Consider the following 22,162-nt stretch of genomic DNA (forward strand, 5'->3'; position numbering starts at 1 on the left):
TGGCGTTAGCGATGATGCGCAAAGGTCGATGGCAGGGCAAGCGCAACTCTTTCCAGCGTTGGCGCCGCCCCTCATTGTCCTGCCGGACGTTCGTCATTCGAAAAGCCAAGCAGTTGGCTTTTCGTCCGCTTCGCGGACCATTCCTCAACTCCCCGTATAGCGACGGGGAGAAAGGGGCAGCTTCAGCCTAGCCGTCGTTTCCTGCAACGCCGGCGATTGGCGAAACCAGCGATGAGGGCGCCCCTCTCCCCGTCTCTATACGGGGAGAGGATGCCGGCAGGCAGGTGAGGTGCAGCGCTGAGGTTCGGCAATTGGCGGCCTGCGCCGCGTGAACCTCAGCGCGGTGCGCGCTTGGCCAGTATCCGCTGCAGCGTGCGGCGGTGCATGTTCAGCCTCCGCGCGGTTTCGGAGACGTTGCGGTCGCACATTTCGTAGACGCGCTGGATGTGTTCCCAGCGCACGCGGTCGGCCGACATCGGGTTTTCGGGCGGAGCGGCGCGTTCGCCGGCGGTGCGGGTCAGTGCTGCAAACACATCGTCGGCATCGGCGGGCTTCGACAGATAGTCGATGGCGCCGAGCTTCACCGCCGTCACCGCGGTGGCGATGTTGCCGTAGCCGGTGAGGATGACCGTGCGGGCGTCGTCGCGCTTCTCGCGGATGGCGGCGACGACGTCGAGGCCATTGCCGTCGCCAAGCCGCATGTCGACCACCGCATAGGCCGGCGGATGGGCGCGCGCCTTGGCCACCGCTTCCTCGACGCTCTCGGCCGTCTCGACCACGAAACCCCTGGTTTCCATGGCCCGCGCCAGCCGCGTCAGGAACGGCTTGTCGTCGTCGACGATCAGCAGCGAGGTGTCCTCGCCTTCAACCATTGCGCCAATTGTTTCTTCGCCAGTCATCGTCTTCAAAAAATCCTGCTGCCTTAATTTTACGCAGATATAGTTCCTGAACGCCATTGTCCAATTTTGCCGGTCTCAGCCAGTGCATGACCCTGAAAATCGTCATCGATTTTCGGAAAGGATCATGCGCCAAATCGAAATGCCTCAGGCGGTGTCGAACATCGAGGTTCCCACCGATTCCGGGTTGAGGAAGACGGTTCGCGGCCACGATATCTGGACGATGGCGCCCTCGCCCAGTCCGCTCGAATTGCGGAAGTCGAGCGTGGCGCCGGAGCGTTCGAGCAAGGTCTTGGCGATGAACAGCCCGAGACCCAGGCCACCGCCGGCTTCGTTGCCCTGGCGCGTCGACATATAGGGCTCGCCGATGCGGTCGATGATTTCGGGCGGAAAGCCCGGCCCGTCGTCAATGATCGAGAAGGTGACGTCGAGCTCGTCCCAGCTCCAGCGTACGGTGACGGTGTTGCGGGCGAAGTCGACGGCGTTCTCGACCAGATTGCCGAGGCCATAGATGACGCCGGGATTGCGCCGTCCCACGGGTTCGGGGCCGATGCGCTCGCCCGGCCGAAGCTTGATCGAGATGCCGAAATCGCGGTGCGGCGCCGTCACCTCCTCGACCAGCGAGGTGAGCGGCAGACGCGACAGATGCGCCTCGCCTTCGGAGGACAGGCTGGTCAGCCGTTTCAAGATCTCGCGGCAGCGCTCGCTCTGCGACCGCAGAAGTTTGACGTCCTCACCGTATTTCGGGTCGTCGCCAAGCGCCTTTTCCATCTCCTTGGAGACAAGGGCGATGGTGGCAAGCGGCGTGCCGAGCTCGTGCGCGGCCGCGGCGGCGAGGCCATCCAGCGCCGACAGATGCTGCTCGCGCTGCAGCACCAGTTCGGTGGCGGCAAGCGCATTGGCAAGCAGGCGAGCTTCCTCGGCGACGCGGAAGGCATAGATGGCGGTGAAGGCGATCGACGAGAACACCGCCATCCAGATGCCGGCGACATAGATGAATGGCATTGGCAGCGGCGCGCCCTCGTACCAGGGCAGCGGCAGATGGAAGAACACCAGCAAGCTTGCCCCCACTATCACCAGCCCGCCGAGAATGGCGGTCAGCCGCAGTGGCAACGATGTCGCCGAGACGACGACAGGCACAGTCATCAGCAGCGAGAACGGATTGGTGAGGCCGCCGGTCATATAGAGCAGGCCGGCAAGCTGCAGGCTGTCGAAGGTCAGGATGAAAAAGGCTGGGAACGGAGTCAGCCGGTGCGCCGCCGGGTAGCGGAAGGTCAGAACCAGGTTCAGCCAGGCCGAACAGGCGATCAGCGCGAAGCAGAGGCTGACCGGCAGCGGGAATTTCAGCCCATAGGCGACGACCAGGACGGTCAGGCTCTGGCCGACAATGGCCAGCCAGCGCAGCCGGATCAGCGTGTTGAGGCGCAGCCGCTGGCTTTGCTGGAAGTCGGGCGCATGCAGGATTTTGATCATGGCCAAGGATTATAGCCGGGAAAGCAGAAACGCTAGGTGCCGCGCGGTTTTGCCCGCGCTGTGGCAGCGGCGAGCAGCGGATTTTCCGGCCAGACATGGCGGGGGTAGCGCCCGCGCATGTCGGTGCGCACATCGGCCCAGGAGCCGCGCCAGAAGCCGGGCAGGTCGCGCGTCGTCTGGATCGGCCGGTGCGCCGGCGACAGAAGTTCGAGCGTCAGCGGCACGGTGCCGTTGGCGATAGCGGGATGGCGGTCAAGGCCGAACAGCTCCTGCACGCGGATCGCCAGCACCGGCCATTCGCCGTCATAGCGGATCGGCACATGGCTGCCGGACGGCGCATCGAAATGGGTCGGCGCCAGTGTGCTGATCTTGCGCTGCAAATCGTGCGGCACCAGGGCCATCAGGCCCGAAGACAGCGTGCCCGGATCGATCGCGGCGAAGGACGCCTTGCCTGTGAGGAACGGCAGCAGCCAGTCGTCGAGGCGTTCGATGAGGGCCGCGTCCGAAACATCGGGCCAGGGCGCACCGAGGCCGCGGTGCAGCCAGCCAAGGCGCTGGCGCAGCGTCTCCCCCTCCTTGCCCCACTCCAGCAGAGAGAGCCCGTGTTCGCGCAAGGCATCCAGGATGGCGCGGTCGGCGTCAGTGCCCGAAGGCGCCGGCAGCATGCGCTCGGACAAAGTGATGGCGCCGAGCCGGGCGGTCTCGCGCACGCGCACCGCGCGCCTCTCGCGGTCGAAGCTCACGTCGCGGCGGGTCTCGATCCGGTCTGAGAGTGCTGCGCGGATGTCGGCCTCGTCGACGGCGGCCGCTGCGGTGATTCGGGCATTCTGCGCCTTGCCTTGCAAATCGGCGACGACCAGCCAGCTTTCGCCCGCCAGCGGGTCGGCGGCGTCGAGCATGGCGCCGGAGCCATTGGCGAGCACAAAGCGTCCGCGCTCGCCGCGCGCCTTGGCGACCCGGTCCGGCCAGGCGTGGATGAGCAAAGCGCCGGCGCTGCTACCCTCCCCCTTGTGGGGAGGGTCGGCGAGCGCGCCTTGCGCAGCAAGGCGAGGGAGACGGGGTGGGGGTGCCGCGCTCGACCTACCCCCACCCCGCTCCGCTTTGCGGATCGACGTGCCTGGGCGAGCCGCGGGTCTCGCCCGTCCTTCGGACCCCCACAAAGGGGAGGGTGAAGAGGCCTGCTTCGCCAGCCGCTCGGCAAGCTGTCTTGCCGCAATGGCGCGCGGCGATTTCTCGGCGCGAAAGCGCATCAATCGACGCTCGAGGTCGGCGCCGTCGCCGCCGAGACCACGCTCGGTCAGCAGCACGGCCAGCATCGCAGCCTCCGTCGCATGGCCGGTTCCAGCAGCTTCGGCGACCATGTGCGCCAACCGTACCGGCAGCGCCAGCTTGCGCATCGCGCCACCCTGCTCCGTCAGCCGGCCGGCGTCATCAATGGCGTGCAGCGCGCCGAGCAGTGTCCGCGCCTCGTTGAGCGCCGGCGTAGGGGGCGGATCGAGGAAGGACAGGCTCACCGGATCGGCGACGCCAAAGGCGGCGCAGTCGAGCAGCAGGCCGGACAGATCGGCTTCGAGGATCTCGGGCGGCGTGAAGGCAGGAAGTGCCGCCGTCTGTTCGGCCCGCCACAGGCGGATGGCGATACCGGGCTGCGTGCGCCCGGCGCGGCCGGCGCGCTGGTCGGCCGATGCCCTGGAAACCCGCACCGTCTCCAGCCGGGTCAGGCCGCTTGCCGGCTCGTAGCGCGGCAGCCGCGACAGGCCGGAATCGATGACGACGCGCACGCCGTCGATGGTGATCGAGGTCTCGGCGATCGACGTCGCCAGCACCACCTTGCGGCGGCCGGGCGGCGGCGGCTTGATGGCGGCGTCCTGCGCCCTGTTGTCGAGCTGGCCGTAGAGCGGCACGATGTCGGTGTCGGCGCCGAGGCGGTCCTGCAGTCGCTCGGCGGTGCGCTCGATCTCGCGCTGCCCGGGCAGGAAGGCGAGGACGCTGCCGCTCTCCTCGGCAAGCGCCGAACGGATTGCCTTGGCCATGGCATCTTCGACGGGAACGCTCGCCGGCCGCTCGTCGTAACGGATGTCGACGGGAAAGGCGCGACCCGCGCTTTCGATCACCGGCGCGCCGGATAGGAGTTTTGCCACGCGCGCGCCGTCGAGCGTCGCCGACATAACCAGCAACCGCAGGTCGGGCTGCAACGCGCCCTGCACATCGAGCGCCAGCGCCAGGCCGAAATCGCCGTCGAGCGAACGCTCATGGAACTCGTCGAAAATCACCGCCGAGACGCCGGGCAACTCCGGATCGTCGAGGATCATGCGCGCCAGCACGCCTTCGGTGACGACCAGTATTTTTGTCCGGGCCGAGGTGCGGTTTTCCATGCGCATGGCATAGCCGACTGTGGCGCCGGGTTCCTCGCCCAGCACCTCGGCCATGCGGCGGGCGGCTGCGCGGGCGGCGAGCCGGCGCGGTTCTAACAGGATGATCTTGCCGGCGCCGAGCCAAGGCGCATCGAGCAGCACCAGCGGCACCAGCGTCGTCTTGCCGGCGCCGGGCGGCGCCACCAGCACGGCGCTGTTGCCAGCGCCGAGCGCCTCGCTCAGCGCCGGCAGTACGGCGGACACCGGAAGCTCCGGCAAGGGTCTTGTCGTCATCGCGTCCGCATATCAGCGGTCACTATAGCCGTGCAACCGGCGCTCGCTCACAGTCTTGTCCGCGAAAGCGGGTTCCAGCGCACCGTACCCAACCGCACTTCCTCGCGCACCATGGTCAGCAGGCCGGAAGCGCCAACGACGGCGAGGCCTACCAGGGACAGCCAGTCGGGATATTCCTGGAAGAACAGCGCGCCGAGGATCACTGCCCAGACGATCTGCGAATAATGTGTCGGCGCGATGCGGTTGGCGGGCGCGTATCTGGCGGCCAGCAGCTGCAGCAACTGTCCGCAAGCGGCGAACGCGCCCGCCATCACCAGCCACAGCAGCTGCATCGCGTTGGGAAGGGTAAACGATGTGACGGCGACGCCTATGCCGTTGAACACCAGGCCATAGCCAACCAGCACGCCCAGCATGGTGGTGCGCTTTTCCTGCTGCGCCAGCGAGCGGGTCAGGATGATGTTGGAAGCGGCCAGGAAGGCGACAGCGAAGGCGGCAAGGTGGCCGAGATGCAATTCGCGAAAACCCGGCCGCACCACCAGCATGACGCCGGCAAAGCCCGCGACCACCGCCAGCCAACGCCATGGGCCGACCTTTTCCTTGAGCACCAGCGTCGAGAGAATGGTGACGCAGAGCGGCGCCAGGAAGACCAGTGCATAGACCTCAGCCAGCGGAATGGTTGTGAAGGCATAGACGCTGAGCAGGCCCGATGCCATGCCGGCCCAGGCGCGGGCGTGCACCGCCCATGGCCGCTTCGTGCGCCAGAAACCACGCCAGCGCTCATCGGCCGGCCGGCTGAAAAACAGGAAGCAGCCGGCAAACAGCGTCACGAAGAAGGCGATCTCGAAGACGGTGAACTGTCCGCCAAGGCTCTTGATGACGGCATCGCTGCACGAATAGCTTGCATAGGCGATGAGGGCGAGCAGGATTCCGTTCGTCACGTTTTTCCATTTCCGGGGAGAGTGCGGTGAAGGTATTGGCGCTCGGCGCGCATCCGGACGACATCGAGATATTCATGTTCGGTACGCTGGCCGCCTATGCGGCGCAAGGCGCAGAACTCACTTTTGCCATAGCCACCGATGGCGCCAAGGGCGGCAAGGGCGACCCAAGCGTTTTGGCTCGTGTCCGGCGCGAGGAAGCGGCTGCCGCTGCGGCTTTGCTCGGCGCGACCCCGCGCTTCCTCGACTTTCCCGACGGCGGACTGGTGGCCGATGCGGCGCTGATCGGAACGCTGAAAACGCTGATACGTGAGACAGCAGCGGATCTGGTGATCACGCATGCGCCCAACGATTATCATGCCGACCACCGCGTGCTGTCGGACGGGGTGCGCATCGCGGCCTCGTTCGCCGTGCCGGTGCTGCATGCCGATACGATGGGTGGCACCGGATTTTCGCCGACGCACTATGTCGACATTTCCGCCTACCGGGATGTCAAAGCACAGGCGATCCGCGCGCACCGATCGCAAAGGCCGGAGCAATATGTTGAGAGGGCGCGCGTCCAGAATGAGTTTCGTGCCGGGCAGTGCAACGGCGTCGCCGGTTCACTGGCCGAGGCCTTCCGCTTCGAGCCGACATTTCCCTTTGCCGATATTCGCGCACTGCTGCCCCCCGCGCCACCTGTCCGCCCGGTCACGCCACAGACGAAAATTGTACGCGACGCCGGCTAAGCAACCTCCAGGCGAACCCTCCGGCAATCATTTCCCAACGATTTCAATCCTCGTTTCGAAATGCTGCGGCGCAGCAACGAATTCGCTTGCCTTGTTTAGTAAAAATTGCATCACTAAACAAATTACTAAACATCTGCGACGCACCGCGCCGCCATGTTTGGGCCCTCGGAGGAGCGAGGGTTGAGGGGCTCTTGAAACCGCCATCCGGGCGCGTTTCGCAAATGGGAGGAAGGCATGAAATCGAGCTTGAAACTGGCGTTGGGACTGGCCTCGGCGATTACCGCGTCGACAGCCGTCTCGAACGTTGCGCACGCTGAAGACCTGACGCTGTGCTGGGCCGCCTGGGACCCGGCCAACGCACTTGTCGAACTGTCCAAGGACTTTACCAAGGAAACCGGCATCGGCATGAAATTCGAGTTCGTGCCGTGGACCAACTATGCCGACCGTTTCCTCAACGAGCTCAACTCGCACGGCAAGCTCTGCGACCTGATCATCGGCGACAGCCAGTGGATCGGTGGCTCGGCCGAGAACGGCCACTACGTCAAGCTGAACGACTTCTTCGACAAGGAGAAGATCAGCATGGACGATTTCGTGCCGGCAACCGTTGTCGGCTATTCCGAATGGCCGAAGAACACGCCGAACTACTGGGCGCTGCCGGCCATGGGCGACGTTGTCGGCTGGACCTATCGCAAGGATTGGTTCTCCAAGCCGGAACTGCAGAAGGAGTTCAAGGAAAAGTACGGCTGGGACCTCGGCCCGCCGACCACCTTCGACCAGTTGAAGCAGATCGCCGAATTCTTCCAGAAGCGCGAGATCGACGGCAAGACCGTCTATGGCGCCTCGATCTACACCGAGCGTGGCTCGGAAGGCATCACCATGGGCGCCATGGACGTGCTTTACAGCTTCGGTTTCCAGTACGAAAACCCGAAGAAGCCCTACGAAATGGAAGGCTTCGTCAACTCCGAGAAATCGGTGAAGGGGCTGGAATTCTACAAGGCGCTCTATGATTGCTGCACGCCGCCCGGCGCGTCGAACAGCTACATGGGCGAAGGCGTCGACGCCTTCAAATCCGGCCAGGTTGCGATGCACATGAACTTCGCCTTCACCTGGCCCGGCCTGCAGAAGGACGAGAATGTCGGCGGCGACAAGATCGGCTACTTCGTCAACCCGAAGGGTCCGGACGGCGACCAGTTCGCCCAGCTCGGCGGCCAGGGCATTTCGGTTGTGTCCTATTCCGACAAGCAGGAATCGGCGCTGAAATACATCAAGTGGTTCGCCAACAAGGACGTGCAGGCCAAGTGGTGGTCGCTCGGCGGCTACTCCTGCCTGAACGCGGTGGTGAAAGACCCGGCCTTCCCGTCCAGCCAGCCCTATGCGCAGACCTTCCTCGACTCGATGGCGATCGTGAAGGACTTCTGGGCCGAGCCGAGCTACGCACCGCTGCTGCAGGCGTCGCAGAAGCGCTTCCACGATTATGTCGTCGCTGGCCAGGGTTCGGCCAAGGATGCGCTCGACGGCCTGGTCAAGGACTGGACACAGGTCTTCCAGGACGACGGCAAGATGTAACCGGACCAACGGCTCCTCCCGAGCCTGACCGACGCGTCCCGTGCCACCCTTGGCACGGGACGCAGTTCAGATAAATTCCAGTTGTCGAGACTTGATGTGACCGAAGCAGGACTCACCATGCTCAATCGGACTGCGGAGAACGTTGCCCGGGCGACCCCGGAGCCGTTGGCCCGCAAGGTCCGGGGCATCAGCGACAAGGGCCTCGCCTGGCTGTTCATCTCGCCGACGATCCTGTTGCTGCTCGCCATCAATATCTTCCCGCTGTTCTGGGCGATCTATCTGTCCTTCACCAACTTCCGGGCCAACCGGCCGAACGAGGTAGTGAAGAACCTCGGCTTTGCCAATTACCAGCGCATCCTTGGCGACCAGGACATCTGGATCGCCATGCAGACGACGGCACATTTCGTGTTCTGGACCATTCTTTTGCAGACGCTGATCGGCTTCACGCTGGCCTGGCTGATCGACCGCAAATTCCGCGGCCACGCCTTCTGGACGACCATCATCCTGGTGCCGATGATGCTGTCGCCGGCGGTTGTCGGCAATTTCTGGCGCTTCCTCTACGAGCCGCAGATCGGCCTGTTCGCCTACGCCATCTCGTTTGTGTCAGGCATTCCGCCGACGAACATCCAGATGTTGTCCAACGTCGAGCTGGCGCCTTGGTCGATCATCATCGTCGACACCTGGATGTGGACGCCCTACGTGATGCTGATCTGCCTCGCGGGCCTGCGCTCCATCCCCGAATACATCTATGAGGCGGCCGAGGTCGACCGCGCCTCCAACTGGCGGCAGTTCTGGTCGATCACACTGCCGATGGCGCTGCCCTTCATCATGCTGGCGGTGCTCTTCCGCGGCATCGAGAACTTCAAGATGTTCGACATGGTCAATCTGTTGACCGGCGGAGGTCCCGGCTCGACCACCGAGGTCGCCTCGATCACGCTGAAGCGGCAGGCGTTCGAGAGCTGGCGCACCGGCTATTCCTCGGCCTTCGCCATCATCCTGTTCGTCGCGGTGTTTGGCCTCGCAAACATCTACGTCAAGGCGCTCAACAAGGTGAAGCAGAGATGAGCCTGACCACCGCCCACTCCGTCGTCGCCCCGTCGGGAACGGCAAAAGGCATCGCCGGCACGATCATCGTCGCCTACGCGCTGATCTCGATCGTGCCGCTGTTGTGGATTTTTGCCACCAGCTTCAAGACGCCGCCGGATTCGATCGCCTATCCGCCGAAGATCGTTTTCCAGCCGAGCATCGAGGGCTATTGCAACTTGTTCACGACCCGCACCCGGCAGACGCCGGAATACATCAACTCGCTGGGGCCGGCGACCGGCTTCTGCGACGAGACGGTGCGCAAGCGCAACATGGTGATTGCCGGCCCGTCCAACTTCCTGCCGCGCTTCGTCAACTCGCTGATCATCGCCTTCGGTTCGACCTTCTGCGCCGTCTTCCTCGGCACGCTGTCGGCCTACGGCTTCTCGCGCTTCAAGGTGCCGCTGGCGGATGACCTTCTGTTCTTCATCCTGTCGACGCGCTTCATGCCGCCGATCGCCGTCGCCATTCCCATCTACCTGATGTACCGAGAGCTCGGCCTCTCCGACACCGCGCTCGGCATGATCCTGCTCTACACGGCGGTCAATGTCTCGCTGGCGGTGTGGCTGCTCAAGGGCTTCATCGACGAGATCCCGCGCGAGTATGAGGAAGCGGCGATGATCGACGGCTACACCAGGTTGCAGGCCTTCTGGCGCACCGTGCTGCCGCAGGCCACCACCGGCATTGCCGCGACCGCCATCTTCTGCCTGATCTTCGCCTGGAACGAGTATGCCTTCGCCGCTCTTTTGACCTCGGGCACGGCGCAGACCGCGCCGCCCTTTATCCCGACCATCATCGGCGAAGGCGGCCAGGACTGGCCGGCGGTGGCGGCGGGCACGACGATCTTCCTGGTACCGATCCTGGTCTTCACCATTCTGCTCCGCAAGCAATTGCTGCGCGGCATCACCTTCGGCGCGGTGCGCAAATGAGCCTGACCCAACCCACCAAACGCAAATCGCGGTGGCCGCGCTGGGCTCGGCGCGGCTTGCTGGAAAACATCGCGACCGCGATCATCGCCATCGGCTTCCTGATGCTGTTCCAGCCCTTCGCGCTGGCGCTCTACACCTACTCCTTCATCACCATGCTCGCCGGCACGGTGATGTTCATCATCGTCTCGAAATTTCCGGAATAGTCATGGCCGAAATCCGCGTCCAACACCTGAGAAAGGCCTTCGGCGATTTCGTCGCCGTGCAGGATTCCAGCTTCGTCGTCGAGGATGGTGAGTTCTTCGTCATGCTCGGGCCGTCGGGCTGCGGCAAGACGACGACATTGCGCATGATCGCAGGCCTCGAATTGCCGACCGGCGGCCAGATCCTGCTCGGCGGCGAGGATGTCACCATGCGCCGGGCGCGGGAGCGCGACATCGCTTTCGTCTTCCAGCTGTTCGCGCTCTACCCGCACATGAATGTGCGCAAGAACATCGGCTTCCCGCTTTTGGCCCAAGGCATGCCGTCGGCCGAAATCCGTCAACGCGTCGAAGAGACCGCAAAGCTGCTGCGCATCGACCATCTGCTGAACAAATCGGTCTCAGGGCTTGCCGGCGGCGACCGCCAGCGCGTCGCGCTCGGCCGCGCCATCGTGCGGCGGCCAAAATGCTTTTTGATGGACGAGCCGCTCGGCACGCTCGACACAGAGTTCCGTGACCTGATGGTCCATGAGCTTCGCGAGCTGCACAACCGCATCCACGCCACCACCGTCTATGTCACCCACGACCAGATGGAAGCGATGTCGATGGCCGACAAGATCGCTGTCATGAACCATGGCGTCATCGAACAGTTCGGCAGCCCACGCGAAATCTACGACCGCCCGGCAACCATGTTCGTTGCCGACTTCATCGGCTCGCCGCCGATGAACTTTTTGGGGTTTGGCGGCGGACTGGCCAAGGGGGCGAAGGAAATTGTCGTTCAGGGCGCGAAGGTCGCGGTGCCAGAGGTGCGCGAGGACATCGCGCCCGCAGACATGGCGCTTGGCATCCGCCCCGAACACATCCGCTTCGACGATGCGTCGAAACTGCGCGGCGCGATCTACGGCACCGAATATCTCGGCACCACGCAGATCGTGGCGGTCGAAACTGCCGACGGCATCATCAAGGCGCGGGTGCCGGCCGAAATCCGGCTCGCTGCCGGTGATCATGTCGGCCTGACCTTGAACAGCGCGCGGCTGTCGCTGTTCGACAAGGGATCGGGCCGCGCGGTGCGCACCGCGATCCACGACACGGCCTCTCAAGGGAGAGCGCAGCATGGCTGACGTGCACATCAAAGGCGTGACCAAGACTTTTGGCGACCACGCCGCCGTCAGCAATCTCGACCTCCAGATCAAGGACGGCGAGTTCGTCGTGCTGCTTGGTCCCACAGGCGCCGGCAAAACGACCACGCTGCGCCTGATCGCCGGGCTGGAGCAGCCGGACGCCGGCACGATCCATATTGGCGGGCACAATGCGACGGCGCTGTCGCCGGCCGAGCGCGACACGGCCTTCGTGTTCCAGCAGTATTCGCTCTATCCGCATCTGTCGGTCTACGACAACCTCGCCTTCCCGCTGCGCTCGCCGGCGCGGAAAATGCCGGAGGACCAGATCCGCCGCCGCGTCGAAGAGGTGGCCAGGATGGTGCGTATCCACCACAAGCTGAACAACCGCTCGACCAAGCTGTCCGGCGGTGAAATGCAGCGCGTCGCCATCGGCCGCGCGCTGGTGCGCAAGCCCTCGATCTATCTGATGGACGAACCGCTGTCGTCGCTGGACGCCAAGCTCCGCGCCGATCTCAGGCTCGAGCTAAAACGCATCCAGGCCGAGCTCGGCGCTACCATGCTCTATGTCACGCATGACCAGATCGAGGCGATGACCATGGCCGACCGCATCGGCATCCTCGCCGATGGCGTGCTGGTGCAGATCGGCACGCCGCGCACGATCTATTCCGAGCCGGCAAATCTTCATGTCGCGGCACGGCTCGGCCAGCCGGCGATCAATCTTCTGCCTGCCGGACTGCTGCCCGATGGCGGCGCTCCGACCGGCACCAGGACGATCGGCGCACGCACCGAACATCTGTCGATCGAGAAGGCCGCGAACGGCCACGCCGACGGCGTCGTCGATTGGGTCGAGCATCTCGGCGACCAGAACCATCTGCATGTGACGGTGGGGGCCAAGAAGCTGGTGACGCTGACCGACCCCGACACGGATCTGGCGCAAGGCGACAAAGTGGTGATCCGCTACCGCTCGCCGCTCTATTTCGGCGCTGATGGGCAGAGACTGATGTGAGGTTTTCGGCGGTTTACACGCTGGCTTCTGATTGACGATTGCGAATACGGGACGAATTCGATGAAGCACTTTTTCAACCGCAGGGAAACGATCGTCACCGAGGCGCTGGACGGTCTGTTGCGGACCATCGGTTCGGGCGATCTCGCGCGTCTCGACGGCTATCCCGAAATCAAGGTCGTGTTGCGCGCCGACTGGGACAAGACCAGGGTCGCCGTTGTCTCCGGTGGCGGCGCCGGGCACGAGCCTTCGCATGCCGGCTTTGTCGGCAAGGGCATGCTGACGGCGGCGGTCTCGGGCGAGATCTTTGCCTCGCCCAGCGTCGAGGCAGTGCTTGCGGCGATCCGCGCAGTGACAGGACCGGCCGGCTGCCTGCTGATCGTCAAGAACTACACCGGCGACCGGCTCAATTTCGGCCTGGCGGCCGAGAAGGCACGCGCCGAAGGGTTTCGCGTCGAGATGGCGATCGTCGCCGACGACATCGCCTTGCCAGATATCAACCAGCCGCGCGGCGTTGCCGGCACCCTGTTCGTGCACAAGATAGCCGGCCATCTGTCGGAGACGGGAAGCGATCTGACAGCGATCGCAACGGCGGCGCGCACGGTGGCGAAGGATATCATCTCGCTCGGCATGTCGCTGTCATCCTGCTCGATCCCCGGCCTGCCGCATGAAGAGCGGTTTGGCGAAAATGATGGCGAACTCGGCCTCGGCATCCATGGCGAGCCAGGCGTCGAGCGCATCGCGGTGCAAAGCGCCGACAAGCTTGTGGCAATCATGGCGGAGCGGCTCGCGGCAAGGCTCGACCCGAAGGCCAACCACGCGCTGCTGATCAACAATCTCGGTTCTGTGCCGCCGCTCGAAATGTCGCTGGTCGCCAATGCGGTGCTGGCCTCGCCGCTGGCCAGGACCGTGAAGCTTGCCATCGGCCCCGGACCGCTAATGACGGCGCTCAACATGAACGGCTTCTCGCTGTCGCTGATCAAGCTCGATGCCGCGCGCGAGGCGGCCTTGCTGGCGCCCGTGGGTCCCCACGCCTGGATGCCGGCCAAATCTGTAGTCGCGCCGGCCATCGTGCCTATGGCGAAAGCGGCCGGACAAAGCACGACGCGCAAGACGAGCGAGGATGCGCGGACAAGGCGGCTTGTCGTCACGGTCTGCGAGCGGCTTATCGGGCTCGAAGAGACATTGAACGGGCTGGATGCCAAGGCAGGCGACGGTGACACCGGTTCGACCGTAGCGACCGGGGCGCGCAGTGTGCTGGAAAAGCTCGATGCGCTGCCGCTGGCCGATCCGGCCGCCACGCTGGCGGCGGTGGGCGATCTCCTGGGTGTCGCCATGGGCGGTTCCTCGGGCGTGCTGCTCTCGATCTTCTTCACGGCGGCAGCGCACGCTACGAATACGGGTGCGACCCTGTCCAAGGCGCTGCTTGCCGGCCTTGACCGGATGACCTTCTACGGCGGCGCCAAGATCGGCGACCGCACCATGGTCGATGCGCTGGAACCGGCGCTGAAAGCGCTCGACGCCAGGGACCTGGACACTGCGGCGACAGCGGCCCGACATGGCGCCGACGCCACTGCCGCCATGGAGAAGGCGAAAGCCGGGCGCTCCGCCTATGTCGGCACCAAATTGCAGGGCGTGGTCGACCCCGGCGCGCATGCGGTTGCCGAAGTGTTCGCGGCCGCCGCCGCCCTGTATGCAGCGGCCTGACGGCATGCTTCAGTTGTCGAATGAAAATTCTTTCGATACTGCCGGCAGGACCGAAACCGGGAATTTGGATATGGCGGTCTTTGATCTTGCCAGGCTGATCACGGCCGCTGCGGAAACGATTGCCGCCCACGCCGAGGAGTTGACCGCGCTCGACCAGGCGATCGGCGACGGCGACCACGGGCTGAACATGAAGCGCGGCTTTGAAGCCGTGCGGGCCGAGGCAGAGGCGTTTTCGGCCAAACCGGTGCCCGAGGCCCTGAAAGCGATCGGCACCAAGCTGGTGATGACGGTGGGCGGCGCGTCCGGGCCGCTGTTCGGCACGCTGTTCCTGGCGCTCGGCAAGGAGATTTCGGCACAGCCGGATCGCGCCAACCTGACGGCTGCCTTCGGCAAGGCGATCGAAGCGGTGGCCGCCAGAGGCAAGTCGCAGGTCGGCCAGAAGACGATGCTCGACGTGCTGCAGCCGGTGCATGACGCGCTTGCGGGTGGAAAGACGGCGGCGGAGATCGCCGATATCGCTGATCGGGCGGCCGACGCGACCATTCCGATGAAGGCCCTGCGCGGCCGCGCCTCGTTCCTTGGCGACCGTTCTATCGGTCACATGGATGCCGGCGGACGCTCGGTCGCGTTGCTGGTGCGGGCGATCGGCGAAGCGCTGGAAGGTCAGCCATGAGCAATGTCGGCATCGTCATCGTCTCGCATTCGCCGCTGGTCGCCGAAGGCACCGCTGACATGGTGCGCCAGATGGTGGGCGACGAAGTGCCGCTTGCATGGTGCGGCGGAAACGGTCATGGCGGGCTCGGCACCAGTGTCGAGGCAATCATGGGCGCCATCGAAAAGGCGTGGTCGGAGGCCGGCGTCGCCATCCTCGTCGATCTCGGCGGCGCCGAGACCAACTCGGAGATGGCGGTGGAAATGATCGGCGAGCCGCGGGCGCAGAAGATTGTCGTCTGCAACGCGCCGATCGTCGAAGGTGCGGTGATGGCGGCGACCGAGGCGTCCGGCGGCGCCTCGCTGAAGGAAGTGGTGGCGACGGCGCATGAATTGTCGCCGTCGTGAGTGAACGGGAATTTTGAGCGCATGTCCGCATTTGCCGAGGCAACCGTCCTGATCACCCACGAGGTGGGTCTGCATGCGCGCCCTTCGGTGAAGTTCACCAAGCTCGCCAAGAGCTTTGCCGCCGAGGTGGAAATAGCACTCGCCGCCAACGGTCCGTGGTTCGACGCCAAGAGCATCGTCAAGGTGATGGCAACCAGGGCGCCGAAAGGCACCATGCTGCACATCAGGGCCAGCGGCGAGGCCGCTGCTGAGGCGGTCAGCGCGTTGGCTGAACTGGTGCGGCGCGATTTCGACGAGGGCGCGGGCCATGCCCGAACCGCTTAGGCTGCAAGGTATTTCGGCTTCGGCCGGCTATGCCGAAGGGCCGCTGTTCAATCTCGACCGGGGCCCTGCGCGCTACACGGGCAAGGCGACAGCCGGCGAGGAGAAAGCTGCACTGGAAGCAGCACTCGCCAGCGCGACGGACCGGCTTGCGACCCTGATCGAAACCGCCGATGAAGAGGCCGCCGGCATTCTCGAGTTTCAGCTTGCCATGCTGGAGGACGAGGCGCTGACCGGGCCGGCCTTCGCCGCGATCCCGTCTGGCATGCCGGCTGACCTAGCCTGGCGGCAGGCGTTGGACGCTGAGATCGCCGGCTATGAAACGTCAGACCAGGACTATTTCCGGGCGCGCGCTGCCGACATGCGCGATATCCGCGACCGCGTGCTGCGCGCGCTGACCGAGGAGCAGGAGAGCGCTGCGCCAGCGGGCGCCATTCTCTATGGCGAGGACATTGCGCCGACGCGCTTTCTCGAGACCGACTGGAGCGCCGGTGGCGGCATCGCGCTGCGAGCTGGCAGCACCGCCAGTCATGTTGCGATGCTCGCGCGCTCACGCGGTGTGCCGATGGTGGTGGCGCTTGGCTCTTCGCCGGCTAATCCCGATGGCCTGGCCCTGCTCGATGCCGAACATGGCGGCATTGTATTGGCGCCCTCAAGGGCCGAGATCGAAACCTTTCGCCGTTCGTCGTCTTCGTTTGCGGCACGCCGCGGCAAGGCCGAAGCCTATCTGGCGAGGCCGGCGGTGACCAAAGCCGGCACGACAGTGCGCGTGCAGGTCAACATCGCCGATCCCTCAGAGGTCGACAGCATCGACATCGCAACCTGCGACGGCATCGGGCTGATGCGCACCGAATTCCTGTTCGGCAAGGCGCCGCCGGACGAGGAGACGCAATACAGCTGCTATCGCAAAGTGCTGGAATGGGCCGGCGACAAGCCGGTGACCATCCGCACCGTCGACGCCGGCGGCGACAAACCGGTGCCGGGCTTCACCATCGTGGAGGGCAACCCGTTCCTCGGCCTGCGCGGCATCAGGCTGTCACTGGCAAGGCCGGACGTGTTTCGTGTGCAAATCCGGGCGTTGCTGCGCGCCGCCGTGCACGGCAGTCTGAAGGTGATGTTTCCAATGATTGCCGTTAGAGAAGAATACCAACGTGCCGCCGCTCTGTTCGCGGAAGAGCAGGCTGGGCTCGTCACGCGCGGCGTCGCGCAAAAAATGCCGCCGCTCGGCATCATGGTCGAGGTGCCGTCGGTGGCGATCGCGCCGGAGGCGTTTGCCGATGTCGCCTTCTTCTCGATCGGCTCCAACGATCTGACCCAGTATGTGATGGCGGCAGCCCGCGACAACGCTGCGGTGGCACACCTCAATTCGGTCCGCCATCCGGCCGTATTGCGGCTGATTGCTGAAGTCGCCGCTTTCGGCTTGCGCGCAAAGATCCCGGTCAGCCTGTGCGGCGATGCCGGCGGCGACCCCGCAGCGATACCGGCCCTGATTGAGGCCGGGCTGCGCGATCTTTCCGTCGCTCCTGCACAACTTGCCATGGCCAAGGCGACTATAGCAGATGTTGCGATCTAGGCGTGGCTGAGATGGTCGACAAGACACCAGAACCCGGCTCCGACGAGGCGATCCGCGCCTATAAGACGATCCTGTCGCAGGTCATCGACCAGCGCCCGTCGGGCATGCGCCAGCGCCTTGCCGATGCGCTGGGCAAGCACCGCAGCTTCGTGACGCAAATCTCCAGCCCAGCCTATTCGATCCCGATCCCATCGAAACATTTGCCGGCTATTTTTTCTGTCTGCCATTTCAGCCCGGCCGAGCGCGATCATTTTCTCGCCGCCTATCATCTGGCGCATCCCGGCAAGATGTCGATCGCCGCAGGCATGCGCAAGACGCGGCATGTCTCGCTGATCGTGCCGGATTTCGGCGACGACAGGCAGAATGCGGCGCTCGACAGGGCGGTCAATGATTTCATCCAGAAGATCACTAGCATCACCGGTAAAAGCGGGGGCTGAGCGTTTCCTGGTGTTCGGGAGGACACATGAAGAAATTTCTGAATTCAGTCGACACGGTGCTGACCGAAAGCCTCGACGGCTTGGTTGCTGCCCATGCCGACATCCTGGTGCTGGGTGACGAGCACAAATTCATCCACCGCAAGGTGCTGAAGCCGGGGAAAGTAGCACTGATCTCGGGCGGCGGCTCCGGCCACGAGCCGCTGCACGCCGGCTTTGTCGGCCACGGCATGCTGGACGCCGCCTGCCCCGGCCAGGTGTTCACCTCGCCGACGCCGGACCAGATGCTGGCGGCCGCCGCGGCCGTCGACACCGGTGCTGGCTGCCTGTTCATCGTCAAGAACTATGAAGGCGACGTGATGAATTTCGACATGGCCGCCGAGATGGCCGACGGCGTCCTGCAGGTGGTGACGAATGACGACGTCGCGGTCGAAAACTCGTCCTATACGACCGGCCGGCGCGGCGTTGCCGGCACGCTGGTGGTCGAAAAGATCATCGGCGCCGCCGCCGAGCAAGGCATGGCGCTGGCGGATCTCAAGGCGCTCGGCGACCGCGTCAACGGTGCGACGCGTTCAATGGGCGTGGCGCTGACCAGCTGCACCGTGCCGGCGGCGGGCAAGCCGACCTTCGACATTGGCGATGGCGAGATGGAATTCGGCGTCGGCATCCATGGTGAGCCCGGCCGGCGTCGCGACACGTTGAAGAGCGCCGATGCGATCGCTGGGGAGATTTGCGCCGCGATCCTGGGCGATCTCGGCGACAAGGCGAATGGCCCCGCCCTGCTGTTCATCAACGGCTTTGGCGGTACGCCGCTGATGGAGCTTTATCTGATGTACAACAGCGCCCGCAAAATCTTCGAAAACAGCGGCGTGACAGTGACCCGCTCGCTGGTTGGGTCCTATGTGACGTCGCTCGACATGGCTGGCTGCTCGATCACGCTTTCCATGCTGGACGGCGAAACGACGGGCTTGTGGGACGCGCCGGTGCATACGGCGGCGCTGCGTTGGGGAATGTGACGGAGAGGCTTTGCCTGATACTCCAATCAGGCGGCGTTATGAACTTGCCGCTTAGCCCGCCGGACCGTTCGGGCCGGACGCACCGTTACCCGCGGTCACGCTGGACAGCTCGCCCGCCTTGCGCAGCACCGGCGCCTCGTATTGCTTCTTGGTCATATCATTTCCCCCTTTGTCGGCAAGTCCAGTGGTGGCCCCGACAAGGACACCGGCATCTGGCCTTAGCCAAGCCGAAGTCTCAGAAGTCTTAAAGCGCCTTTGACGCCCCGCCGGCCACCAGACTGGATAATTTTCCCGCCTTGCGCAGCACAGGCGCCTCATACTTTTTCTTGGTCATTCCAATATCCTCCAGATTCCAATGCAAAAGAATGGACGGAAACCTCGGAAAGTCAATTCATGAGCCGGTTCTGCCACCATGCGCTGGCTTCATGCATGCTTTTCTGCAACATACGCCCTCCCAGAGCAGTTCACCGAAACGACGAACTGCTCTGGCTTCTTGTTTTGACGCAATTCCGGACGGAAAACCGCTTCACACTTTTCCTGGAATCGCTCCAGTGGGCTAACGTCATCCAGGTTAATGCTGCCATCTCTCGCGCCTACCGATGAAAAACTGCTGCTGACCTTCGCCGATCCGGAGGCGTCGGCTGCTGTTGGCAGTGACGTTGCTGCCAAAACCTTGCTGGCACTGCTCGCCAATGCCGAGTTCCACGGCGTGCTGCCGATCATGCTGCGCAAGCTTCGGGAAATCGGCGACGCGCGACTGCCGGCAGACGCCGCCTTGCAGCAAAAATTGTCGGAACTGCGCGACCAGTCGACGCTGGCGACCGGCCAGTCGATGCTGTTGCAGTATCATGGCGATCGCATCATGAAGGCATTGGCGGCGAAAGGCGTTCCGGCCCGCATCGTCAAAGGGCCGGTCTTCGCGCGCAAACTTTACCGCCACGCCGCCGACCGGCCTTTCACCGACATCGACATTCTGGTCGAGCCGGCCAGCATCGTCGAGGCCAATGCCGTGATTGCCGGATGCGGCTTCGAGCTCTGGAGCGGCGAGGCGCAGTCGCAGGATTTGCAGGAGTTCAAATGGCTGGAGAAGGAGAATACCAGCCTGCTGATCGAACTGCACGGCAATCTGGTGCATGATTCCGGCATGCGGCGGCGGCTGTCACTAGGCTTTCGCGAATTGCAGATCATCGACAGTGGCGAGGCCGACACACCGGCGGCGCTGCTGACCATCGCCATCGTGCATGCCGCGGGCGGGCACAAGTTCCACCGGCTGCAGCTTTGCGTGGACGTGTTGCAGGGTGTGCGCGCGCTGCGCTCGCATGCGGACGAGGACCGGCTGTTCGAGGCGGCGCGCATGAGCGGCATCGAGCTCGAACTGGCGACGGTTCTCAATGTGACGGGGCGGCTGTTTAATGCACCGCGCGCGGTCGAACTGGCCGACCGCATCGAACCCGATCTCCCGATACGTCTGGCCAAATGGCTCATCACCGGCGATACGCTGCTCGGCGTCAATTCCAGGGACAAGATGCATTCGCGTCTGCGCCGCGACGCCTTCCGCTGGGTCCAGCGGCTTGCCAGGCCAAAGCCGCATTTCGCCTGAATGGTGCTTAGTCCCGCGCCGCCAGCGCCGAGCGGATCAGCGGGGCCGCCTCGGCCGGGTTCGCACCGACTTCCAGCGTAAATGTCGGGAGGGCTTTGACCAGCATCGCGATCGTTGCCATGCGGCGCCTCTGCGCCGGCAAAAGGCCGGTCATGCCGGTCCTGACATTGTCGGCGGCGAGCGCCACCATGGCGTCGGTCCTGGCCATCGGCACCAGCCGGGTTTGCGCGTCCGCCGAGCGGGCGAGATGAAGCAATGCTACGACCGGCCGGTCGACTGTCTCCTCGATGCGGATGATCTCGGCGAGACGTTCCAGCGAGACGGCCTGCTCGCCATTGGTATCCCATTTGTCGCCAAGGCAGGGAGCCACGAAAGGCAGCATCGCCGCCGTGTTGCGGTGGACCTTCACCTTGCGCGGCAAGCCCCAGGCCGTGATACCGCCGTCGGACGCAAGCTTGAGGATCATGACGTCGTCCGAGCACAGGCCGAAGCCTTGCGATGCCAGCGCCAGCGAGGTCGTCGACTTGCCGGTGCCGCTCGGCGCATGGACCAGCACGAGCGCCTCGCGGCCGGGCAATGTCAGGCCGGCGGTATGGAGCATATGCTGGCCGCCGGCATCGAGGGCGGCATCCAGCACCATCATCAGCAACGTCCATTTGACCTTGGCGTCGGGATGAACACGGATTTCGGCCCAGCCCTTATCGGCGTTGATCGAGGCGGTCTGCAGGCCGGGAAAGATCAGGTGAACGATGCCGTCGCCGTCGATCATCCGGCAATGGCCTTCCTCCGGCACCTCGCCGTCGAAAGCGAGGTTGCCGGCAGGTGATTCCTGCAGCGCCGACGTCTCGACGATGTTGACGCGGAAAGCGGGCTCGACGGGTTCGGCCACACGCAAAGTGCCGAGCATGAGGTCGAAACTCGGCCAGAGATCGGCCCGCGAGGCCGATATGCTGATGACCTGGCCCTTGAGGTCATAGCAGAAAGTGGCCGCCGAACCGGTCAAGCAGCGTGCGCCTTTCCGGCATCGGCGTGATGGCGATAGATCTGCACCATGCCGGGGAGGCTGTCGCTGACCACCGGCCGGCCGTCGAGGCAAACCCAGCAATGGGCGGACATGCGCGGCGCCTGCATCGACTTTGGGTCGACGCCGAAGCGCAGATCCGGATCGAAGCCGGCAAAGCGCAGGAAGCGGTGGGCGAGCAGGCCTTCCCTGAGGCATCTTCGATCGCGCATCAGCCAGGGGTGCCGGACGGTGCGGTTGACGGCAGCCACGATGTAGGCGGACGACAGGCCGCGATAGGGGGTAGGCGCGCTGAGCGGCGCCCATTTCAACACCGATTCGAAGCTGCGGCGGCCGATCAGGACCGGCATCAGCCGCGCGCTTGTCCACAGATGGACGCGAAACAGGGTGCGCAGGAGAACACCGTCCGCCATCACACAGCCGGGTCGGCGAGAATGCCTTCGCCCACCAGTTCGGCGGCCAGCGCCGCCATGTCCTGGTCGAGCGTATCCTTGTCGACCTCGAACTCGTCGGAAAGCAGCACGACGATCTGGTCGAGGCTGCGGGCGCCGTCGACCTTGTCGAGAAAGGCTTCGGTGGTTCCGTTGCAGGTGTAAAGCTGGCCGCTGCGTGCGAGCAGCACGACGGCGCCATCGCCGACATGCTGGACCGAGGCGTCGTCGGCCAGCCGCAGAACCATTTCAGAAGCGATTTGGGCCATGGCGCCCCTCCAGACCATTTTCCTGAAGAGGAGATAGCGCGGCGATGCGGCGATGTCCATTACGCGGACGGGACGGAGAACAGGCCGGTCGAAACGATCTGTGGCAATCCGGCAACGGCAACACCTCTACGACACACGCTACCAAAACACGG

The 22,162-nt window shown here is 64.5% G+C and carries 23 protein-coding genes; 15 read left to right on the top strand and 8 right to left on the bottom strand.

Annotation, left to right across the window (positions count from 1 at the left end; translation table 11 throughout):
* Window positions 1-335 precede the first annotated feature (335 nt).
* The 4 genes from AC1D1L_RS02025 to AC1D1L_RS02040 form a co-directional block, all read right to left on the bottom strand.
* Window positions 336-899 (bottom strand): ActR/PrrA/RegA family redox response regulator transcription factor, encoded by a 564-nt coding sequence (locus tag AC1D1L_RS02025; RefSeq protein ID WP_112560594.1) that lies wholly within the window; start codon window positions 897-899, stop codon window positions 336-338.
* A gap of 144 nt (window positions 900-1,043) precedes the next feature.
* The gene (locus AC1D1L_RS02030) at window positions 1,044-2,369 is read right to left on the bottom strand and encodes an ActS/PrrB/RegB family redox-sensitive histidine kinase (protein WP_162712055.1); all 1,326 of its coding nucleotides are present in this window, start codon (window positions 2,367-2,369) and stop codon (window positions 1,044-1,046) included.
* A 32-nt stretch (window positions 2,370-2,401) separates the two neighbouring features.
* Entirely contained in the window at window positions 2,402-5,017 is a 2,616-nt protein-coding gene (hrpB, locus tag AC1D1L_RS02035) for an ATP-dependent helicase HrpB (RefSeq protein ID WP_477338378.1), read from the bottom strand.
* 47 nt (window positions 5,018-5,064) lie between these two features.
* On the bottom strand, window positions 5,065-5,955 hold the full coding sequence (locus tag AC1D1L_RS02040) for a DMT family transporter (RefSeq protein WP_477338380.1): 891 nt from the start codon (window positions 5,953-5,955) through the stop codon (window positions 5,065-5,067).
* Window positions 5,956-5,981: 26 nt separating this feature from the next.
* On the opposite strand from AC1D1L_RS02040, the gene AC1D1L_RS02045 reads away from it, so the two are divergent.
* The 14 genes from AC1D1L_RS02045 to dhaK all read left to right on the top strand — a co-directional run bounded on the left by AC1D1L_RS02045 (window position 5,982) and on the right by dhaK (window position 18,689).
* Window positions 5,982-6,680, top strand: a complete 699-nt coding sequence (locus AC1D1L_RS02045) for a PIG-L deacetylase family protein (RefSeq protein WP_477338382.1) — start codon at window positions 5,982-5,984, stop codon at window positions 6,678-6,680.
* Between the two features lie 234 nt (window positions 6,681-6,914).
* Window positions 6,915-8,246, top strand: coding sequence for an ABC transporter substrate-binding protein (locus AC1D1L_RS02050; protein ID WP_477338384.1), 1,332 nt, complete (start codon window positions 6,915-6,917; stop codon window positions 8,244-8,246).
* A gap of 117 nt (window positions 8,247-8,363) precedes the next feature.
* Entirely contained in the window at window positions 8,364-9,311 is a 948-nt protein-coding gene (locus tag AC1D1L_RS02055; RefSeq protein ID WP_477338386.1) for a carbohydrate ABC transporter permease, read from the top strand.
* Window positions 9,308-10,258: a carbohydrate ABC transporter permease gene (locus tag AC1D1L_RS02060; RefSeq protein WP_112560588.1), complete on the top strand. Its 951-nt coding sequence runs from the start codon at window positions 9,308-9,310 to the stop codon at window positions 10,256-10,258. Before AC1D1L_RS02055 ends, AC1D1L_RS02060 begins: the two co-directional genes overlap by 4 nt.
* Window positions 10,255-10,461, top strand: a complete 207-nt coding sequence (locus AC1D1L_RS02065) for a hypothetical protein (protein ID WP_112560587.1) — start codon at window positions 10,255-10,257, stop codon at window positions 10,459-10,461. The genes AC1D1L_RS02060 and AC1D1L_RS02065 overlap by 4 nt, the downstream gene beginning before the upstream one ends.
* A gap of 2 nt (window positions 10,462-10,463) precedes the next feature.
* Window positions 10,464-11,576 carry an ABC transporter ATP-binding protein gene (locus tag AC1D1L_RS02070; RefSeq protein WP_436257836.1) on the top strand — a complete coding sequence of 371 codons (1,113 nt, stop codon included), beginning with the start codon at window positions 10,464-10,466 and terminating at the stop codon, window positions 11,574-11,576.
* Entirely contained in the window at window positions 11,569-12,582 is a 1,014-nt protein-coding gene (locus AC1D1L_RS02075; protein WP_477338388.1) for an ABC transporter ATP-binding protein, read from the top strand. Before AC1D1L_RS02070 ends, AC1D1L_RS02075 begins: the two co-directional genes overlap by 8 nt.
* 60 nt (window positions 12,583-12,642) lie before the next feature.
* A complete protein-coding gene (locus tag AC1D1L_RS02080) occupies window positions 12,643-14,286 on the top strand; it encodes a dihydroxyacetone kinase subunit DhaK (RefSeq protein WP_477338390.1) in 1,644 nt (547 codons plus the stop codon).
* 70 nt (window positions 14,287-14,356) lie between these two features.
* Window positions 14,357-14,959 carry a dihydroxyacetone kinase subunit DhaL gene (gene dhaL / locus AC1D1L_RS02085; protein ID WP_477338392.1) on the top strand — a complete coding sequence of 201 codons (603 nt, stop codon included), beginning with the start codon at window positions 14,357-14,359 and terminating at the stop codon, window positions 14,957-14,959.
* Window positions 14,956-15,345 carry a dihydroxyacetone kinase phosphoryl donor subunit DhaM gene (dhaM, locus tag AC1D1L_RS02090; protein WP_142867578.1) on the top strand — a complete coding sequence of 130 codons (390 nt, stop codon included), beginning with the start codon at window positions 14,956-14,958 and terminating at the stop codon, window positions 15,343-15,345. The genes dhaL and dhaM overlap by 4 nt, the downstream gene beginning before the upstream one ends.
* Before the next feature lie 21 nt (window positions 15,346-15,366).
* Entirely contained in the window at window positions 15,367-15,669 is a 303-nt protein-coding gene (locus AC1D1L_RS02095) for an HPr family phosphocarrier protein (protein WP_477338394.1), read from the top strand.
* On the top strand, window positions 15,653-17,239 hold the full coding sequence (gene ptsP, locus AC1D1L_RS02100) for a phosphoenolpyruvate--protein phosphotransferase (RefSeq protein WP_477338396.1): 1,587 nt from the start codon (window positions 15,653-15,655) through the stop codon (window positions 17,237-17,239). The genes AC1D1L_RS02095 and ptsP overlap by 17 nt, the downstream gene beginning before the upstream one ends.
* Window positions 17,240-17,250: 11 nt before the next feature.
* Window positions 17,251-17,676 carry a hypothetical protein gene (locus AC1D1L_RS02105; RefSeq protein WP_112560582.1) on the top strand — a complete coding sequence of 142 codons (426 nt, stop codon included), beginning with the start codon at window positions 17,251-17,253 and terminating at the stop codon, window positions 17,674-17,676.
* 26 nt (window positions 17,677-17,702) lie between these two features.
* Entirely contained in the window at window positions 17,703-18,689 is a 987-nt protein-coding gene (gene dhaK, locus AC1D1L_RS02110; protein ID WP_477338398.1) for a dihydroxyacetone kinase subunit DhaK, read from the top strand.
* 51 nt (window positions 18,690-18,740) lie between these two features.
* Here dhaK and AC1D1L_RS02115 read toward each other — a convergent pair whose 3' ends face one another.
* The gene (locus tag AC1D1L_RS02115; protein ID WP_477338400.1) at window positions 18,741-18,845 is read right to left on the bottom strand and encodes a lasso RiPP family leader peptide-containing protein; all 105 of its coding nucleotides are present in this window, start codon (window positions 18,843-18,845) and stop codon (window positions 18,741-18,743) included.
* Window positions 18,846-19,263: 418 nt separating this feature from the next.
* Between AC1D1L_RS02115 and AC1D1L_RS02120 the strand changes: the two genes are divergently transcribed.
* Window positions 19,264-20,289 carry a nucleotidyltransferase family protein gene (locus tag AC1D1L_RS02120; RefSeq protein WP_477338402.1) on the top strand — a complete coding sequence of 342 codons (1,026 nt, stop codon included), beginning with the start codon at window positions 19,264-19,266 and terminating at the stop codon, window positions 20,287-20,289.
* Window positions 20,290-20,296: 7 nt separating this feature from the next.
* Here AC1D1L_RS02120 and AC1D1L_RS02125 read toward each other — a convergent pair whose 3' ends face one another.
* The 3 genes from AC1D1L_RS02125 to AC1D1L_RS02135 are packed head-to-tail and all read right to left on the bottom strand — an operon-like array spanning window position 20,297 to window position 22,010.
* Window positions 20,297-21,292, bottom strand: a complete 996-nt coding sequence (locus tag AC1D1L_RS02125; protein ID WP_477338404.1) for a serine kinase — start codon at window positions 21,290-21,292, stop codon at window positions 20,297-20,299.
* Entirely contained in the window at window positions 21,289-21,723 is a 435-nt protein-coding gene (locus tag AC1D1L_RS02130; protein ID WP_112560577.1) for a lasso peptide biosynthesis B2 protein, read from the bottom strand. Before AC1D1L_RS02130 ends, AC1D1L_RS02125 begins: the two co-directional genes overlap by 4 nt.
* Window positions 21,723-22,010: a PqqD family protein gene (locus tag AC1D1L_RS02135; protein WP_436257827.1), complete on the bottom strand. Its 288-nt coding sequence runs from the start codon at window positions 22,008-22,010 to the stop codon at window positions 21,723-21,725. Before AC1D1L_RS02135 ends, AC1D1L_RS02130 begins: the two co-directional genes overlap by 1 nt.
* Window positions 22,011-22,162 lie beyond the last annotated feature (152 nt).

It is taken from the genome of Mesorhizobium sp. P2_D6 (genome assembly GCF_056404315.1).

Excerpts from the sequence above, each read along its gene's own strand:
- AC1D1L_RS02025 (WP_112560594.1), bottom strand. The coding sequence starts at position 899 with ATGACTGGCGAAGAAACAATTGGCGCAATGGTTGAAGGCGAGGACACC.
- AC1D1L_RS02030 (WP_162712055.1), bottom strand. The coding sequence starts at position 2,369 with ATGATCAAAATCCTGCATGCGCCCGACTTCCAGCAAAGCCAGCGGCTG.
- hrpB (WP_477338378.1), bottom strand. The coding sequence starts at position 5,017 with ATGACGACAAGACCCTTGCCGGAGCTTCCGGTGTCCGCCGTACTGCCG.
- AC1D1L_RS02050 (WP_477338384.1), top strand. The coding sequence starts at position 6,915 with ATGAAATCGAGCTTGAAACTGGCGTTGGGACTGGCCTCGGCGATTACC.
- AC1D1L_RS02055 (WP_477338386.1), top strand. The coding sequence starts at position 8,364 with ATGCTCAATCGGACTGCGGAGAACGTTGCCCGGGCGACCCCGGAGCCG.
- AC1D1L_RS02060 (WP_112560588.1), top strand. The coding sequence starts at position 9,308 with ATGAGCCTGACCACCGCCCACTCCGTCGTCGCCCCGTCGGGAACGGCA.
- AC1D1L_RS02065 (WP_112560587.1), top strand. The coding sequence starts at position 10,255 with ATGAGCCTGACCCAACCCACCAAACGCAAATCGCGGTGGCCGCGCTGG.
- AC1D1L_RS02070 (WP_436257836.1), top strand. The coding sequence starts at position 10,464 with ATGGCCGAAATCCGCGTCCAACACCTGAGAAAGGCCTTCGGCGATTTC.
- AC1D1L_RS02075 (WP_477338388.1), top strand. The coding sequence starts at position 11,569 with ATGGCTGACGTGCACATCAAAGGCGTGACCAAGACTTTTGGCGACCAC.
- AC1D1L_RS02080 (WP_477338390.1), top strand. The coding sequence starts at position 12,643 with ATGAAGCACTTTTTCAACCGCAGGGAAACGATCGTCACCGAGGCGCTG.
- dhaL (WP_477338392.1), top strand. The coding sequence starts at position 14,357 with ATGGCGGTCTTTGATCTTGCCAGGCTGATCACGGCCGCTGCGGAAACG.
- dhaM (WP_142867578.1), top strand. The coding sequence starts at position 14,956 with ATGAGCAATGTCGGCATCGTCATCGTCTCGCATTCGCCGCTGGTCGCC.
- AC1D1L_RS02095 (WP_477338394.1), top strand. The coding sequence starts at position 15,367 with ATGTCCGCATTTGCCGAGGCAACCGTCCTGATCACCCACGAGGTGGGT.
- ptsP (WP_477338396.1), top strand. The coding sequence starts at position 15,653 with ATGCCCGAACCGCTTAGGCTGCAAGGTATTTCGGCTTCGGCCGGCTAT.
- AC1D1L_RS02105 (WP_112560582.1), top strand. The coding sequence starts at position 17,251 with ATGGTCGACAAGACACCAGAACCCGGCTCCGACGAGGCGATCCGCGCC.
- dhaK (WP_477338398.1), top strand. The coding sequence starts at position 17,703 with ATGAAGAAATTTCTGAATTCAGTCGACACGGTGCTGACCGAAAGCCTC.
- AC1D1L_RS02115 (WP_477338400.1), bottom strand. The coding sequence starts at position 18,845 with ATGACCAAGAAGCAATACGAGGCGCCGGTGCTGCGCAAGGCGGGCGAG.
- AC1D1L_RS02120 (WP_477338402.1), top strand. The coding sequence starts at position 19,264 with ATGCTGCCATCTCTCGCGCCTACCGATGAAAAACTGCTGCTGACCTTC.
- AC1D1L_RS02130 (WP_112560577.1), bottom strand. The coding sequence starts at position 21,723 with ATGGCGGACGGTGTTCTCCTGCGCACCCTGTTTCGCGTCCATCTGTGG.
- AC1D1L_RS02135 (WP_436257827.1), bottom strand. The coding sequence starts at position 22,010 with ATGGCCCAAATCGCTTCTGAAATGGTTCTGCGGCTGGCCGACGACGCC.